Here is a 15,438-nt window from a genome sequence, read left to right as displayed (position 1 = left end):
AAGTGAAAACAGCAAAAAACCCGAACCTTTCACATAAGAAGTCCGGGTTTATTGAAGGCTGTAAAATATCATCTATCTATTGGTATGGCATTTTCGACAGGTGTATAAGGTGCTTCTGTATTTATATGATCATAGAACATGACACCATTCAAATGGTCAATTTCGTGCTGGAAAATGATAGCCATAAGCCCTTTGAGTCTTAGCTTTACTTCATTGTTATCAAGATCAATTCCTTTAACAGTGATTCTTGCATTTCTAGGTACAAAACCAGGTATTGCTTCATCAACTGACAAGCAGCCTTCCCCGCCAGTCAAATAAGATTTTTCAATGGAATGGCTGAGGATTTTAGGGTTGAACAAGGCGTAGCTGAATTGCTGGCCGTTTTCGTCCTTTGCATGGACAGCAATCATCCGCTTCGGTACATTAATTTGTGGTGCTGCTAAGCCCACTCCGCCTCTAAGCTCAAACTTTTCCGCTTTTTCCGGGTCTTGGCTGTTTATTAAATATTCCATCATGCTTTCTAATATTTGTTTGTCTTCCTTGCTTGCAGGAATGGAAACCTCTTCCGCTACTTTACGTAATGTCGGATGACCGTCGCGAATGATGTCCTTCATCGTTATCAAACAGATCACTTCCTTTTTGCTTCTACATTATGATTAAATACGATACTAAGTCTAACAGACAAATTATAAAAAGTTAATCCTTAGCATGTCTTCTAAAAACAATAGTGGAAAAATAAAATGCTAGAATTAGTAATATAAAAGAAGAGATGTGAATAGTTTTTAATAGACATACTATTTGTGATGCAAGTGGAATTTGCTCACTTGTTTCACAAATGGCAGAATAGAGTAGTTATACAAAAAATACAACAAAACATCAATAGATTTGCGGTTTTAAGAAGAGAGAGTGAGGAGGATATCATTGAAAACAGCAAAAAGACTGGCAGCAGCAGTACTTATCATTTTAATTATAACCAGCTTGTCCGCTTGCAAGGGCTCTGAGTCATCAGGGGAAAAGATGCATGAAAAGCTGGAGGATGTAGTAGAACTGGAGAGTGAGTTCGAAAAACAGCAGGATCCGCTAGTTAAACTAGAAAAAAACGAACAAGAGATATATGCTAAAATCATTTCCTTAGGACTTGAGAAAATGGATGAAATTAAAACTCTATCAGATGAAGCGCTTGCCTCTGTTGCCAAAAGGAAGGAATATATGGATAAAGAGGAAGAAAGCATTCAGGAATCAAAGGAAGCCTTTGAGAAGGTTAAACCGATTATGGAAGATATGGACGGCAAAAATGAAAAAGAATTAAAAAAACAAGCTGAAAAACTATACGATGTGATGATGGACAGATATGAGGTTCACGACAAACTATATGCCAACTATACGACTGGTTTAAAGTATGATAAAGAGCTTTATGAAATGTTTAAAAACAAGGATGTAAAGATAGATGCATTAGAAGAACAAATTCAAAAGATCAATGAGGTTTACCAGAAGGTGCTCGATAATAATGAAGAATTCAATAAATTAACGAAGCAATACAATGACTTAAAAATTGATTTCTACGAAAAAGCTGGTATGGAAGTAAAAGTGGAAGATAAACAGGCGGAATAAATGATTCAGCGTCCGAGTGATATGGCTGTCTTAAAGGACAAATGATGTATATTCATTTGTCTATATGGGCAATCATTACACTAGGGCGCTTTTTATTTATACATACGTTTTTGCAGGTTGCTTTCGACAAAATTTTAGGCTGGAAAATAATGTTGATATTATAATACAGATTCCGTTAGTGTTATTTTTATAGTACAGATATAAAACAGCTGATAATACAGTTTGTTTAATTTTTTTTTACAAAAATAAAAAAATACACAAAAAACATAGTACTTTAAGATTGACGGATAATAATTATGTATATTAAACTTATACATGTATTGAAAAGTTGTATTAATATATCTTATCGTACTTATTGATACAGAACATACGGATACCGAATTATTTATAAAGACGTTTTTTCTAGCGGTTTTTGTGGAAAACTGTATAAGTATGGTTTTTTTTAGGTTGCTAAAAAAGTGTGGATGATAGACTAGAAAGCGCTGTCTAACTAGATATACCACACTCATTACCATGAAACAACGAAGGAAATGCGTTAGATTATCGATACGTCTTTTTAAAAAGAAAGGAAAGGGTGGCTTTAATGGCTTCTAAAACAAAGAAGGCTCAATTAGATGTGCAAGCACAGCTTGAACAAGTAGAAAACCAATTTCAAACACTTCAGATCCTAAATGAAGAGGGCGAAGTTGTAAATGAATCTGCAATGCCTGATTTAAGCGATGAGCAATTACAAGAATTGATGACTCGCATGGTATACACTCGTATTCTTGACCAACGTTCTATTTCTCTTAACAGACAAGGTCGTCTTGGGTTCTATGCACCAACTGCAGGTCAAGAAGCTTCTCAGTTAGCTTCACAATTTGCATTGGAGAAAGAGGATTTCATTCTTCCGGGATATCGTGATGTTCCACAGTTAATCTGGCACGGACTTCCTTTATACCAAGCATTCTTATTCTCTCGCGGACATTTCAAAGGTAACCAAATGCCTGAAGGTGTTAACGTAATTTCACCACAAATCATTATTGGTGCACAATACATCCAAACAGCTGGTGTAGCACTTGGAATGAAAAAACGCGGAGCAAAATCAGTAGCAATCACTTACACAGGTGATGGCGGTGCTTCACAAGGTGACTTCTATGAAGGAATCAACTTTGCTGGTGCATTCAAGGCTCCTGCAATCTTTATCGTACAAAACAACCGTTTCGCTATCTCTACTCCTGTTGAGAAGCAATCTGCTGCAAAAACAATTGCACAAAAAGCAGTTGCTGCAGGTATCCCAGGTATCCAAGTAGACGGTATGGACCCATTAGCTGTTTATGCTGCTGTTAAAGATGCTCGCGATAGAGCTGTTAATGGTGAAGGTCCTACATTGATCGAAACACTTACTTATAGATATGGTCCACATACAATGGCTGGAGATGACCCAACACGCTACCGTACTTCTGAGTTAGACAGCGAGTGGGAAAAGAAAGATCCATTGGTTCGCTTCCGTAAATTCCTAGAAAACAAAGGAATCTGGAACGAAGAAAAAGAAAACGAAGTAATCGCTCGTGCTAAAGACGAAATTAAAGAAGCAATCAAACTTGCTGATGCTGAACCACAGCAAAAAGTTACTGACTTGATCAACAACATGTTTGAAGAGCTTCCAAATAACTTGAAAGAACAATATGAAATCTATGCAGCAAAGGAGTCGAAATAAGCCATGGCGCAAATGACAATGATCCAAGCAATCACTGATGCGTTACGCACAGAATTACGTAATGATCCGAATGTTTTAGTATTCGGTGAAGACGTTGGTGTTAACGGCGGTGTATTCCGTGCAACGGAAGGACTTCAAAAAGAATTCGGCGAAGATCGTGTATTCGATACTCCGCTAGCTGAATCAGGTATTGGTGGTTTGGCAGTAGGTCTTGGACTTCAAGGCTTCCGCCCAGTTCCAGAAATCCAATTCTTTGGTTTCGTTTACGAAGTAATGGACAGCATCAACGGACAAATGGCGCGTATGCGTTACCGTTCAGGTGGACGCTACAACTCACCTGTTACAATCCGTTCTCCATTTGGTGGCGGTGTTCATACTCCTGAGCTTCACTCTGACAGCTTAGAAGCACTTGTAACAACACAACCTGGTTTGAAAGTTGTTGTTCCATCAACACCTTACGATGCAAAAGGTCTATTGATTGCTGCAATCAGAGACAATGACCCAGTAGTATTCCTTGAGCATTTGAAATTATACCGTTCATTCCGTGAAGAGGTACCTGAAGAAGCGTACACAATCGAAATCGGTAAAGCAGATGTTAAACGTGAAGGTAAAGACCTTTCATTGATCGCTTACGGTGCAATGGTTCACGAATCAATCAAAGCTGCTGAAGAGTTAGAAAAAGAAGGATACTCTGTAGAGGTTGTTGACTTGCGTACAATCAGCCCATTGGATGTTGACACAATCGTTGCTTCTGTTGAAAAAACAGGAAGAGCTGTTGTTGTTCAAGAGGCACAAAGACAAGCTGGTATCGCAGCAAATGTTATCGCAGAAATCAACGAGCGCGCTATCCTTAGCCTAGAAGCTCCAGTATTGCGTGTAGCTGCTCCTGATACTGTTTATGCATTTACACAAGCTGAGAACATTTGGCTTCCAAATTACAAAGATATCATTGAAACAGCTAAAAAAGTCCTTACTTTCTAATAAATAAGTTATTAGTCAGGGATAATAAAAAGCAACGAAATAATGGAAATGTAGGAGGTTGAATTACTTTGTCTTTTCAATTCAGATTACCGGATATCGGTGAAGGTATCCACGAAGGTGAAATCGTAAAATGGTTTGTTAAACCAGGCGATAAAGTTCAAGAAGACGACGTTTTGTGTGAAGTACAAAACGATAAAGCAGTAGTAGAAATTCCGTCTCCAGTTGACGGTACAGTTGAAGAAGTTCTTGTAGAAGAAGGTACAGTAGCAGTTGTTGGTGATATCCTAATCACTTTTGACGCTCCTGGCTATGAGGACATTCAATTCAAGGGCGACCATGGTCATGACGCTCCTAAAGAAGAAGCTAAAACAGAAGCACAAGTACAAGGCACAGCAGAAGCTGGCGATGCGGTTGCTAAAGAACCTGTTCAAACTCCTGCAGCTGCAGAAGTGGATCCAAGCAGACGTATTATCGCAATGCCATCTGTACGTAAATTTGCTCGTGATAAAGGTGTGGACATCCGCACAGTATCTGGTACTGGCAAAAACGGTCGTATCTCAAAAGAAGATATCGAAGCATTCTTGAACGGCGGAGCTGCGGCACCTGCTGCAACAGAAGCTGCTGAAGCTACTCCAGCTGCAGAACAAGAAGCACCAAAACCACTTGCGATTCCAGAAGGCGACTTCCCAGAAACTCGCGAGAAAATGAGCGGTATCAGAAAAGCAATTGCTAAAGCGATGGTTAACTCTAAGCATACAGCTCCACACGTAACACTTATGGATGAAGTAGAAGTTTCAAACCTTGTTGCTCACCGTAAGAAATATAAAGAAGTTGCTGCTGCTAAAGGCATTAAGTTAACGTTCTTGCCATATGTTGTTAAAGCATTGACAAGCGCATTAAAAGAATTCCCAGCACTTAACACTTCTTTAGATGATGCTACAAGTGAAATCGTTCATAAGCACTACTACAACATCGGTATCGCTGCTGATACTGAAAAAGGACTTCTAGTTCCTGTTGTTAAAAATGCTGATCGTAAAGGAATTTTCAATATTTCTAACGAAATCAATGAACTTGCTGGTAAAGCTAGAGACGGTAAACTTGCTCCAGCTGAAATGAAAGGTGCTTCTTGCACAATTTCAAACATTGGATCTGCTGGCGGACAATGGTTCACTCCAGTTATTAACCACCCAGAAGTGGCTATCCTTGGAATTGGACGTATTGCAGAAAAAGCGATCGTTAAAGACGGCGAAATCGTTGCTGCACCAGTATTAGCTCTTTCTCTAAGCTTCGATCACCGCATGATCGATGGAGCTACTGCTCAAAATGCAATGAATCACATTAAGCGTTTGTTGAATGATCCAGAACTATTGTTAATGGAGGCGTAAAAACATGGTAGTTGGAGATTTTCCTATTGAAACAGATACTATAGTCATTGGTGCAGGCCCTGGTGGTTATGTAGCTGCAATTCGTGCGGCACAACTAGGACAAAAAGTAACAATCGTTGAAAAAAATGTATTGGGCGGAGTTTGCTTAAACGTAGGCTGTATCCCATCCAAAGCATTAATCACAGCAGGTCATCGTTTTGAGACTGCTAAGCATTCTGACGATATTGGGATTACTGCTGAAAATGTAAAAGTAGATTTCTCAAAAGTTCAAGAGTGGAAAGCAAGTGTTGTTAACAAGCTTACTGGCGGTGTAGAAGGTCTTCTTAAAGGAAACAAAGTTGACATCGCTTATGGCGAAGCATACTTCGTTGATGCTAACACACTTAAAGTTATGGATGATAAGTCATCTCAAACTTACACTTTCAAAAATGCAATTATTGCAACTGGATCTCGTCCAATTGAAATTCCTGCATTCAAATACTCTAAACGTGTTCTAGATTCTACTGGTGCACTTTCTCTTCAAGAAATTCCAGAGAAAATCGTTGTTATCGGTGGAGGTTATGTAGGTACTGAGCTTGGTGGAGCATACGCAAGCTTCGGAACTCAAGTAACTATTCTAGAAGGTGCTGACGATATCCTTAATGGTTTCGAAAAGCAAATGTCTTCATTGGTAGTTCGCAACTTGAAGAAAAAAGGTGCGGAAATCATTACAAAAGCAATGGCTAAAGGTGTCGAAGAAACTGACACTGGCGTTACTGTAACATATGAAGCTAAAGGTCAAGAACAAAAGATCGAAGCTGACTATGTATTCGTAATGGTTGGAAGAAAACCAAACACAGACGAACTTGGTCTTGAACAAGTAGGCATTGAGCTTGCTGAACGCGGACTTATCAAAACTGATAAGCAATGCAGAACTACTGTAAGCAATATCTTTGCAATCGGTGATATCATTGAAGGACCACCACTTGCACATAAAGCTTCTTACGAAGGTAAAATTGCTGCAGAAGTTATCGGTGGCCACAATTCTGAAATCGATTATCTTGGTATTCCTGCTGTTGTATTCGCTGAGCCAGAATTGGCTACAGTTGGACACACAGAAGCTTCTGCTAAAGAAGCTGGAATTCAAGTAACAGCTGCTAAATTCCCATTCGCTGCTAACGGTCGTGCACTTGCACTTAACCAAAGCGAAGGTTTCATGAAGCTTGTTACTCGTAAAGAGGATGGCTTAGTAATCGGTGCTCAAATTGCTGGAGCTAACGCTTCTGACATGATCGCTGAACTTGGCTTGGCAATTGAAGCAGGTATGACTGCTGAAGACTTGGCAATGACTATCCATGCTCACCCAACATTGGGAGAGATCACGATGGAAGCTGCTGAAGTTGCAATTGGTAGCCCAATTCACATCATTAAGTAATAGTAGAAAAAACCTCTCTTTTAAGAGAGGTTTTTTTTCGTTTTCTAAGGTTAGTTCATTTGCCTAAATTGGATGGAATAAAGTTTTATGGGAATTCTATAATGGAAGTAAGACAATACTCCGTTAATTAGGGCATGATTAAGTAGGACATGCATAAATATAGTTATATGATATGCTGCATAAAAAGCATGGAAAAGGTGGTGTTTTCCTTGAAGATCTATACGACAATTTTATTACAGTTGATGCTGTGGAGTGGATATTCAATCATTGAATGGCTGTCTGAACATGATCTTTTCGTTTATAAATTAGTAATGTTTGGCGTGTTTTTGTATTTGGCTGTTATCCTAGGTAATTATGTCATACGGTCTCAAAGGAAAACAATGCTTGCGACAGCCATTAGCCTTTCCATATATGGCTCCTTTCAAATGATTATGACCATCATAGCGGTTGTTTAAGGAAGAATAGGAGGAGGTATAGTAATCCTATTTAAAGTCGATTATAAAGCCTTGTAACAGTCACCATGGATGCTTAATCCTCCTAAATCAAACATAACCAAATAATACTATAAAAACTAAGCATTAATTTCATGGCACTCCAGACTCACTTTCTGCTATTTTCTCCAGGAGTCGAATATCCACCGCTTTATTCCACTAAGGGTTTTATTAGCGTAATCACTTAAATCAGCAAATAAAAAAACCAAACTATTATGCGAGGTTTATTGAAATCCGCATAATAATTCAGTTAGCTTAGACCGTTGATAGAGAAACTACATTAAGGTTTCATATAATTGTAAAATCTATATATGAATCGATAGTAAACAGTTTATATATAGCTATAGCTAAAATTATAAATTAAAGCTCGTCGTCTTTTTTCCCTTTTTTCCGGCCATTTCTATCAATTGCTTTTTTACTATAGCTTGCTACAACAGTATAAACACTGAATATTAACAAGAAATAGCAGAGTAATGTGAACAGGAAGGGGATTATGTGAAACTTTGTTTCCGTTTCGAGAGGGGATTTAAAGCTGAATTCAGCAGGATATTGATTTTCCTTTTCAGGTAATTGCATCTTTTGTTCAGCAAAAGGGATTGGTCCACCGAAAGTTAATGTATCCTTCTGTTCTAATGGTTTTTTTTCTAAGTAATTATGAAAGACAAATGGGGAGCATAAGCTAACAATTATACTGATGATTAAAACATATATAACTCTCTTCAATATATAAATCTCCTATCTATATTCTTTCCTTTATAACAAACGTATACGGATGCTTTTTATTAAAGAGCATCCGTACATTTTTATGCCAGCTGCTGTTAGCGGATGGCTTTATGTTCTTTTATAACACGCAGTTTTTTGAAATCATAATCCTCAGGTCCCTGCACAGGAAGTCCAGCTTCCATGTTCTTGCGAATATATTCCAAGTTGTCCTCTGAAATGATCTCACCAGGAATGAAAATCGGAATTCCTGGAGGATATACCATGATAAACTCTGCGATAACCCGTCCCACAGAATCATCAAAGTCGACAAGCTCTGTTTCAGAATAAAAAGCATCGCGTGGTGTAACGGCTAGCAAAGGAATATTAGGGAGCATTACTTGTGCTTCCACCTTGCCTGCTTTATCCTGAAATTCCTTTGCAAGGTCTCCTAAAGCATGTATAAGCGTATCTGCCTCTTTTTCTGTATCTCCAGGTGTTACAATACAAAGAATATTGTATAAATCAGACATCTCTACTTCTATATTATAATGCTTACGGAGCCATTCTTCCACTGCATGACCTGTTAAACCTAAATCCTTCACAGAAATAACTAGTTTTGTCGGATCAAAGTCATAGGCCATGGAGGAGCCAACGATATCTTCGCCTAAGCAATATAGATGCTCAATGTCATTCACTCGTCTGCGAATCGTTTGTGCAAGCTCAATAGTATTATCAAGAAGCTTCTTGCCTTCTGTTGCTAAACGTTTCCTTGCCACATCAAGAGATGCAAGCAATAAGTATGATGTGCTCGTTGTAGTAAGCATGCTCATGATTGCTTGAACGCGCTTATAATTAACAAGATTGCCCCTCATGTTAAGGATGGAGCTTTGTGTCATTGATCCGCCTAGCTTATGCACACTTGTTGCAGCTATATCTGCACCTGCCTGCATAGCTGACATTGGAAGATCCTCATGGAAGTGGATATGAACGCCATGAGCCTCATCGACCAATACTGGTATATTATAAGAATGTGCTAAGTCCACAATTTTTTTCAAGTCTGCAGCAATGCCAAAGTAAGTAGGGTTTATCACTAATAAACCTTTTGCATCTGGATGTAAATCTAGGGCATGCTGAACAGCTTCCACTGTTATACCATGCGAAATGCCAAGCTCTTTATCCACTTCTGGGTGGATGAATATTGGAATAGCACCAGCAAAAACAATGGCAGACATAATAGATTTATGAACATTTCTTGGTACGATTATTTTATCTCCTGGACCACAAACGCTCATAATCATGGTCATGATGGCGCCGCTGGTTCCTTGTACCGAGAAAAAGGTATAATCAGCACCAAATGCTTCCGCTGCCAATTTTTGCGCTTGTTTAATAATTCCTTTCGGTTGATGAAGATCATCAAGTGGACCAATGTTTATTAAATCGATAGAGAGAGCATTTTCTCCGATAAATTCTCTAAACTCAGGATCCATTCCATTTCCTTTTTTATGTCCAGGAATATGAAACTGAACAGGATTTTTTTTTGCATGTTCCAATAAACCGTGGTATAACGGTGTTTCGTATTGTGACAATTTATTACCACACCTCTTTAAGTTAGTATTTTGTTTGCCGTTTTCATAACGGATTTTGATCCTCCTAAAAATAGAAGTTTTTTCACTGTTTGTAAAAACAATGGGATATTAGGTTTTACCCTATAAAACTTATTAAAATCAGAAAACAAAAGAATTATAGCACTTTTTATTTTCTTTGCATACAATTAGTTTTAACTATAAAGAGAAGAATTATTGTAAGGATTTCATAAATAATAAATAATGGCCGACCAAACCTTGTTCTGAACGGGCATTTCACATAGAAAAAAGCGGTTATTCCCATCATAAAACATTGATAATACAGATGCTAAACAGGAATTTTACATTTTAGTTTCATTCCTCTAAAATAGGGCAAAGAACCAGTAAATAATTATAGAAAGTTGAGAGAGTAAATATGGAATACCAATACCCGATAGATATTGATTGGACTACAGAAGAAATTGTGGATGTCGTAAAGTTTTTTGAATGTATAGAATTGGCTTATGAAAAGGGCATTGAAAAAGATGCACTTATGGAGCAATATAAGGTTTTCAAAAAAATTGTTCCTGGTAAAGCTCAAGAGAAGAATGTATGTGATGAATTTGAGGAAAGCAGCGGCTATTCTACATACCGCACTATAAAAAAGGCGAAGGAAGCAGAGGCAGGAGCAAAAATAAAAATGCCGTAAGTTAAATAAAAAGAGGAAGAAAAACAAATTGTTTTTCTTCCTCTTTTATTTATATGGACAGTTTATAGAAAGGCAGCAATGTATCGTATGTGCTTTCCACCAATTCAGCAAACCTTTGTCCGTCTTTTAAGATTGGATCATTTGCAGCGATTTGTTTTCCAACAAGGAATTCAGCCTTTTTAACATCTCTGAACCTTATTAAAGTTTTCTCCAAGTCAATTTCCGTAATAGGGGAGGACTCTTTTTTCATATGGTCCATCGATACAACGAAATCCTTAGGAATAGCAGTTGAAAACTGATCGATGTTTTCCAAAAATGTATTGGCGATGCTGCTTTTGTGCGGCAGCTCATAAATATAAGCAAGCCATATAAACACATGATCATCAAATAATCCTAGCTGAAAATGAGGATGCTGCTTATAACCGCGTTTATTTCCGGCAATTGCAAGCCAAGTATCTTTTGGCGGGTTAACAGTGCGGCGTGCGTGTTTGGCAATATGCAAAAACATTTCGCTGCCTATTTTTGCAGACAGGCTGTCTGTCAGCTCCTGTCCAATTTCTTTGAATTTAGGCTGGATACGAGTTTGGATTGCTTCCATTCTTTCTTCCAATCCATCTATTGTAAATGTTTCGAAATCATTTTGATTAAAACCGTCAAATTTCATTGTTCTTCTTGAAACTCCTTTGCTCGTTTATATCTTATTAATTAGGGTAAACAGATTGTAGTAGGGAAGCAGCTTAGTTAGAGAGCGTTGTAAGTACTTACAGACTGCTCTTTATCAGCTTTTCTTATCCATCTTTCTGTTTATTTGAAAACCTGCTGTTTGTACCACTTATTCGTATTTTAGCATACATATTGCTGCTGGAGAAAGATTTTGGACTGGGGCTAGGTTATAGCACATATTTGTTCCAATGATAAGGAGAGCGACATAATATATAAGAAATAAAAGAATCAAAGTCGATGGAAGGGGTGTACTGTCCAGTGAAACAATTAATAAATTCATCTAAAAAAAATAAACTTGAAAATGAGAAAAAAGCCGTTTTGAGATTAGAGATGGATTATGAGCTTGCTACATTATTTGATGCAATCAATGAAAACAATGAAATGCAAAAGAAAGCTAGCAAACAAAAGCTTGAAAAGATTAGACAGGAGCTTCTGAGACTTAAGGCACTATAAAACACCATTTAAAAATCATAAATAAAACCCTTCTCCCGGTTTTATTTATGATTTTTTCGTTTTGCTTTTATTGGAATTTATTTCTTCATGCATGATAAAATAGCGATAAGCAAAAATAAAAGAAAAGCACTCGGGCTTGGTAAGCTGTTAAAAAATTTATGATGGTTTGTTACTAAATGAGAAGGATGAGTTGGATGACAAATTGGGAAGAAGTCGATACATATGCGAAACGTTGGATTAAAGAAGCTGGAGAGAGAATCAAGAAGTCCTTTTCCGAAGACTTCGTTGTTGAAACAAAGTCTAATAAGAATGATTTGGTGACGGAAATCGATAAAGGAACAGAGCAATACTTTATAACTAAAATTAAAGAGGTGTATCCAGATCATCATATTCTCGGAGAAGAAGGCATGTCTTCAAGGGTAGAGAATCTTGAAGGGATTGTTTGGATTATTGATCCGATTGACGGAACAATGAATTTCGTCCACATGCAAAGAGATTTTGCCGTATCTATTGGAATCTATGAAAATGGAGTCGGTCAAATTGGTCTCATTTACGATGTTGTCGCAGACGAGCTATACCACGTCAAAAAAGGACATGGCGTATATATGAACGAAACCAAATTGAAGCCGTTAGTTCCTGTTAAAGTAGAAGAAGCAATCATTGGCTTAAATGCAACATGGGTAACGGAGAACAAAAGAATCGACCCGAAGTATCTTTCCCCACTAACAAAGGATGCAAGAGGCACTCGTTCTTTTGGTTCAGCTTGTCTGGAGCTTGCTTATATAGCAGCAGGGCGAATGGATGCATATATAACGCTCAGACTGTCTCCATGGGATTACGCAGCAGGAAAGATAATGGTCGAGGAGCTTGGCGGAAAAGTAACAAGTCTTCGAAATGAAGAGCTTGATATGCTTACACAAAATTCATTTTTTGCATCTAAACCAGAACTGCATGAAGAGATACTCCAGAAATATTTGCAAAATGGACAATGGTAAGACAGCAATTTTTTGCTGTCTTTTTCATTTATGAAAAATGTTTCCGTTTACATATGTTTTTTTGTTAATTTTTTTTATTAAAGCGAAAAACACTTTAGGTTTATCACATTTTCTATGGTATAATGACTCAGTTATAATGTGTAAACTAATGATAAACGAGATAGACATTTCAGGTAGGAGTGAAATTTTTGAAGATTAGAGAAGATATTCGTAATATCGCTATTATTGCCCACGTTGACCATGGGAAAACAACACTAGTTGACCAGTTGTTAAAACAGTCTGGTACATTTCGTACAAATGAACATGTAGATGAGCGTGCAATGGATTCAAACGATTTAGAAAGAGAACGCGGTATTACAATCCTTGCAAAAAATACTGCCATTCAATATAAAGATACACGAATCAACATCTTGGATACACCAGGACATGCTGACTTCGGTGGAGAAGTAGAACGTATCATGAAAATGGTTGACGGTGTACTTCTTGTTGTCGATGCATATGAAGGCTGTATGCCACAAACACGTTTCGTGCTTAAGAAAGCTCTTGAGCAAAACTTAACACCAATCGTTGTTGTTAACAAAATTGACCGTGATTTCGCACGTCCAACAGAAGTTATCGACGAAGTGCTTGACTTGTTCATCGAGCTTGATGCATCAGAAGAGCAACTTGAGTTCCCAGTTATTTATGCTTCTGCTATTAACGGAACTGCAAGCACAAATCACGAGAAACAAGATGAAAACATGCAATCATTATATGATGCAATTGTTGAGCATATTCCAGCTCCAATTGATAACAGAGAAGAGCCGCTTCAATTCCAAGTATCTCTTCTTGACTATAATGACTATGTTGGACGTATCGGAATTGGCCGTGTATTCCGCGGAACAATGAAAGTAGGTCAACAAGTTGCTTTAATGAAGCTTGATGGATCTGTAAAACAATTCCGTGTAACGAAAATTTTTGGTTTCTTCGGTCTGAAAAGACAAGAAGTAGAAGAAGCTTATGCTGGTGATTTAATCGCCGTTTCCGGAATGGAAGACATTAACGTTGGGGAAACAGTATGTCCTGTTGAGCATCAAGAAGCATTACCAGTATTGCGTATTGATGAGCCAACATTGCAAATGACATTCCTTGTTAATAACAGCCCATTTGCAGGTAGAGAAGGTAAATACCTAACTTCAAGAAAAATTGAAGAAAGACTTCGTGCACAATTGGAAACAGATGTTAGCTTACGTGTAGAAAACACTGATTCTCCTGACGCTTGGACTGTATCTGGCCGTGGTGAATTGCATTTGTCTATCCTTATTGAGAACATGCGTCGTGAAGGTTATGAGCTTCAAGTTTCTAAACCAGAAGTAATCGTACGTACTATTGATGGCGTTCGTTGTGAGCCAATTGAGCGTGTACAAATCGATGTACCTGAAGAACATACTGGAAGCGTAATGGAATCAATCGGTGCCCGCAAAGGTGAAATGCTTGATATGATTAACAACGGTAACGGTCAAGTTCGTTTGATTTTCAACGTGCCTGCACGTGGATTAATCGGTTATACAACTGAGTTCTTGACACTTACTCGCGGTTACGGAATCATTAACCATACATTTGACAGCTATCAGCCAATGGCATCAGGCCAAGTCGGCGGAAGACGTCAAGGTGTTCTTGTAAGTATGGAATCAGGAAAAGCATCTACTTACGGTATCATGCAAGTAGAAGACCGCGGTATCATCTTCGTAGAATCTGGTACAGAAATCTATGAAGGTATGATTGTTGGAGAGCACACTCGTGAAAATGACATCACTGTTAATATCACAAAAGTGAAACAAGCAACAAACATCCGCTCTGCTAACAAAGACCAAACAGCAACAATGAAAAAACCAAGAATCATGACACTAGAAGAATCTTTAGAATACTTGAATGAAGATGAGTATTGTGAAGTAACTCCTGAATCTATCCGCCTTCGTAAGAAAATCCTGGATAAATCAGAACGTGAGCGTGTAACTAAAAAGAAAAAGCTTGCTGAGCAATAATAGATGAAAAAGGACTGTTCCGTTTGGAACAGTCCTTTTTGTTGTGTTTTGTTTCTAGGGAGGTAAAAGGGGGTTAGGAAGGGAAGGTTTTATGGAAGTTTATGGTTTGTTGGACTGTTTAGTGAACGTGAATAAGCCAAGGAGATGAAAATGTGTCTCCTTGGCTTATTGGGATATGCTGGTCGCCGATAGACGGGCGCACTGCGCTTTTCGATATGTCTAGCTCCAGGCGGCAGCTGCTCGAGGTCATAAGCCAAAGAAGCCAATGAGGTGAAAACCGCACCTCTTTGGCTTCTTCGTCTTATGCTAGTCGCCGCTAAACGCCGCCTTGCGCTTTTCAATATGTCTAGCTCCAGGCGGCAGCTGCTCGAGGTCATAAGCCAAGCTGTCCAATGAGGGGGAATACGCCCCTCACTGGCCATCTCGTCTTATGCTGGTCGCAGCTAAACGCCGCCTTGCGCTTTTCGAGGTGTCTAGCTCCAGGCGGCAGCTGCTCGAGGTCATAAGCCAAAGAAGCCAATGAGGTGAAAACCGCACCTCTTTGGCTTCTTCGTCTTATGCTAGTCGCCGATTAACGGGCGCACTGCGCTTTTCTGTTTGTCTAGCTTCGGTCGGCCAGCGTCTGCGAAACTTCGGTCCTCTCCCTGCGATAAGTCAACATCGCTTCCCTATCGTTCAGCGTGTTTCCT

General features: G+C 38.6%; 14 protein-coding genes. 10 read left to right on the top strand and 4 right to left on the bottom strand.

Translation table 11 applies throughout. From position 1 onward, the window contains the following. Nucleotides 1–68 precede the first annotated feature (68 nt). The gene (gene def / locus EM808_RS01780) at nt 69–623 is read right to left on the bottom strand and encodes a peptide deformylase (RefSeq protein ID WP_127734941.1); all 555 of its coding nucleotides are present in this window, start codon (nt 621–623) and stop codon (nt 69–71) included. Between the two features lie 298 nt (nt 624–921). On the opposite strand from def, the gene EM808_RS01775 reads away from it, so the two are divergent. From EM808_RS01775 to EM808_RS01750, 6 genes are all read left to right on the top strand, one after another. Then, entirely contained in the window at nt 922–1,611 is a 690-nt protein-coding gene (locus tag EM808_RS01775; protein ID WP_164849546.1) for a YkyA family protein, read from the top strand. A gap of 583 nt (nt 1,612–2,194) precedes the next feature. Further along, nucleotides 2,195–3,310, top strand: coding sequence for a pyruvate dehydrogenase (acetyl-transferring) E1 component subunit alpha (gene pdhA / locus EM808_RS01770; protein WP_127734935.1), 1,116 nt, complete (start codon nt 2,195–2,197; stop codon nt 3,308–3,310). A gap of 3 nt (nt 3,311–3,313) precedes the next feature. Then, a complete protein-coding gene (locus tag EM808_RS01765; RefSeq protein ID WP_127734932.1) occupies nt 3,314–4,291 on the top strand; it encodes an alpha-ketoacid dehydrogenase subunit beta in 978 nt (325 codons plus the stop codon). Between the two features lie 68 nt (nt 4,292–4,359). Continuing rightward, the gene (locus EM808_RS01760; RefSeq protein ID WP_127734929.1) at nt 4,360–5,676 is read left to right on the top strand and encodes a dihydrolipoamide acetyltransferase family protein; all 1,317 of its coding nucleotides are present in this window, start codon (nt 4,360–4,362) and stop codon (nt 5,674–5,676) included. A gap of 4 nt (nt 5,677–5,680) precedes the next feature. Continuing rightward, the gene (gene lpdA, locus EM808_RS01755) at nt 5,681–7,090 is read left to right on the top strand and encodes a dihydrolipoyl dehydrogenase (RefSeq protein ID WP_127734926.1); all 1,410 of its coding nucleotides are present in this window, start codon (nt 5,681–5,683) and stop codon (nt 7,088–7,090) included. Nucleotides 7,091–7,290: 200 nt separating this feature from the next. After that, the gene (locus EM808_RS01750) at nt 7,291–7,545 is read left to right on the top strand and encodes a hypothetical protein (RefSeq protein WP_310649059.1); all 255 of its coding nucleotides are present in this window, start codon (nt 7,291–7,293) and stop codon (nt 7,543–7,545) included. A 396-nt stretch (nt 7,546–7,941) separates the two neighbouring features. Here EM808_RS01750 and EM808_RS01745 read toward each other — a convergent pair whose 3' ends face one another. Then, nucleotides 7,942–8,304 (bottom strand): hypothetical protein, encoded by a 363-nt coding sequence (locus EM808_RS01745; protein WP_127734920.1) that lies wholly within the window; start codon nt 8,302–8,304, stop codon nt 7,942–7,944. 95 nt (nt 8,305–8,399) lie between these two features. Further along, on the bottom strand, nt 8,400–9,869 hold the full coding sequence (locus EM808_RS01740) for an aminotransferase class I/II-fold pyridoxal phosphate-dependent enzyme (RefSeq protein ID WP_127734917.1): 1,470 nt from the start codon (nt 9,867–9,869) through the stop codon (nt 8,400–8,402). Nucleotides 9,870–10,281: 412 nt separating this feature from the next. On the opposite strand from EM808_RS01740, the gene EM808_RS01735 reads away from it, so the two are divergent. Beyond that, nucleotides 10,282–10,554 carry a UPF0223 family protein gene (locus EM808_RS01735; RefSeq protein ID WP_127734914.1) on the top strand — a complete coding sequence of 91 codons (273 nt, stop codon included), beginning with the start codon at nt 10,282–10,284 and terminating at the stop codon, nt 10,552–10,554. Between the two features lie 49 nt (nt 10,555–10,603). Here EM808_RS01735 and EM808_RS01730 read toward each other — a convergent pair whose 3' ends face one another. Further along, on the bottom strand, nt 10,604–11,218 hold the full coding sequence (locus EM808_RS01730) for a YktB family protein (protein ID WP_127734911.1): 615 nt from the start codon (nt 11,216–11,218) through the stop codon (nt 10,604–10,606). A gap of 317 nt (nt 11,219–11,535) precedes the next feature. Between EM808_RS01730 and EM808_RS01725 the strand changes: the two genes are divergently transcribed. The 3 genes from EM808_RS01725 to typA all read left to right on the top strand — a co-directional run bounded on the left by EM808_RS01725 (nt 11,536) and on the right by typA (nt 14,749). After that, a complete protein-coding gene (locus EM808_RS01725; RefSeq protein ID WP_127734908.1) occupies nt 11,536–11,730 on the top strand; it encodes a hypothetical protein in 195 nt (64 codons plus the stop codon). Nucleotides 11,731–11,924: 194 nt separating this feature from the next. Further along, the gene (locus tag EM808_RS01720) at nt 11,925–12,725 is read left to right on the top strand and encodes an inositol monophosphatase family protein (protein WP_127734905.1); all 801 of its coding nucleotides are present in this window, start codon (nt 11,925–11,927) and stop codon (nt 12,723–12,725) included. A 188-nt stretch (nt 12,726–12,913) separates the two neighbouring features. Then, on the top strand, nt 12,914–14,749 hold the full coding sequence (typA, locus tag EM808_RS01715; protein ID WP_127734902.1) for a translational GTPase TypA: 1,836 nt from the start codon (nt 12,914–12,916) through the stop codon (nt 14,747–14,749). The last annotated feature ends 689 nt before the right edge of the window (nt 14,750–15,438 follow it).

This window comes from Niallia taxi, from assembly GCF_004005475.1.
GTDB lineage: Bacteria > Bacillota > Bacilli > Bacillales > Cytobacillaceae > Niallia > Niallia taxi.
This window is presented reverse-complemented; position numbering and strand designations above follow the sequence as displayed.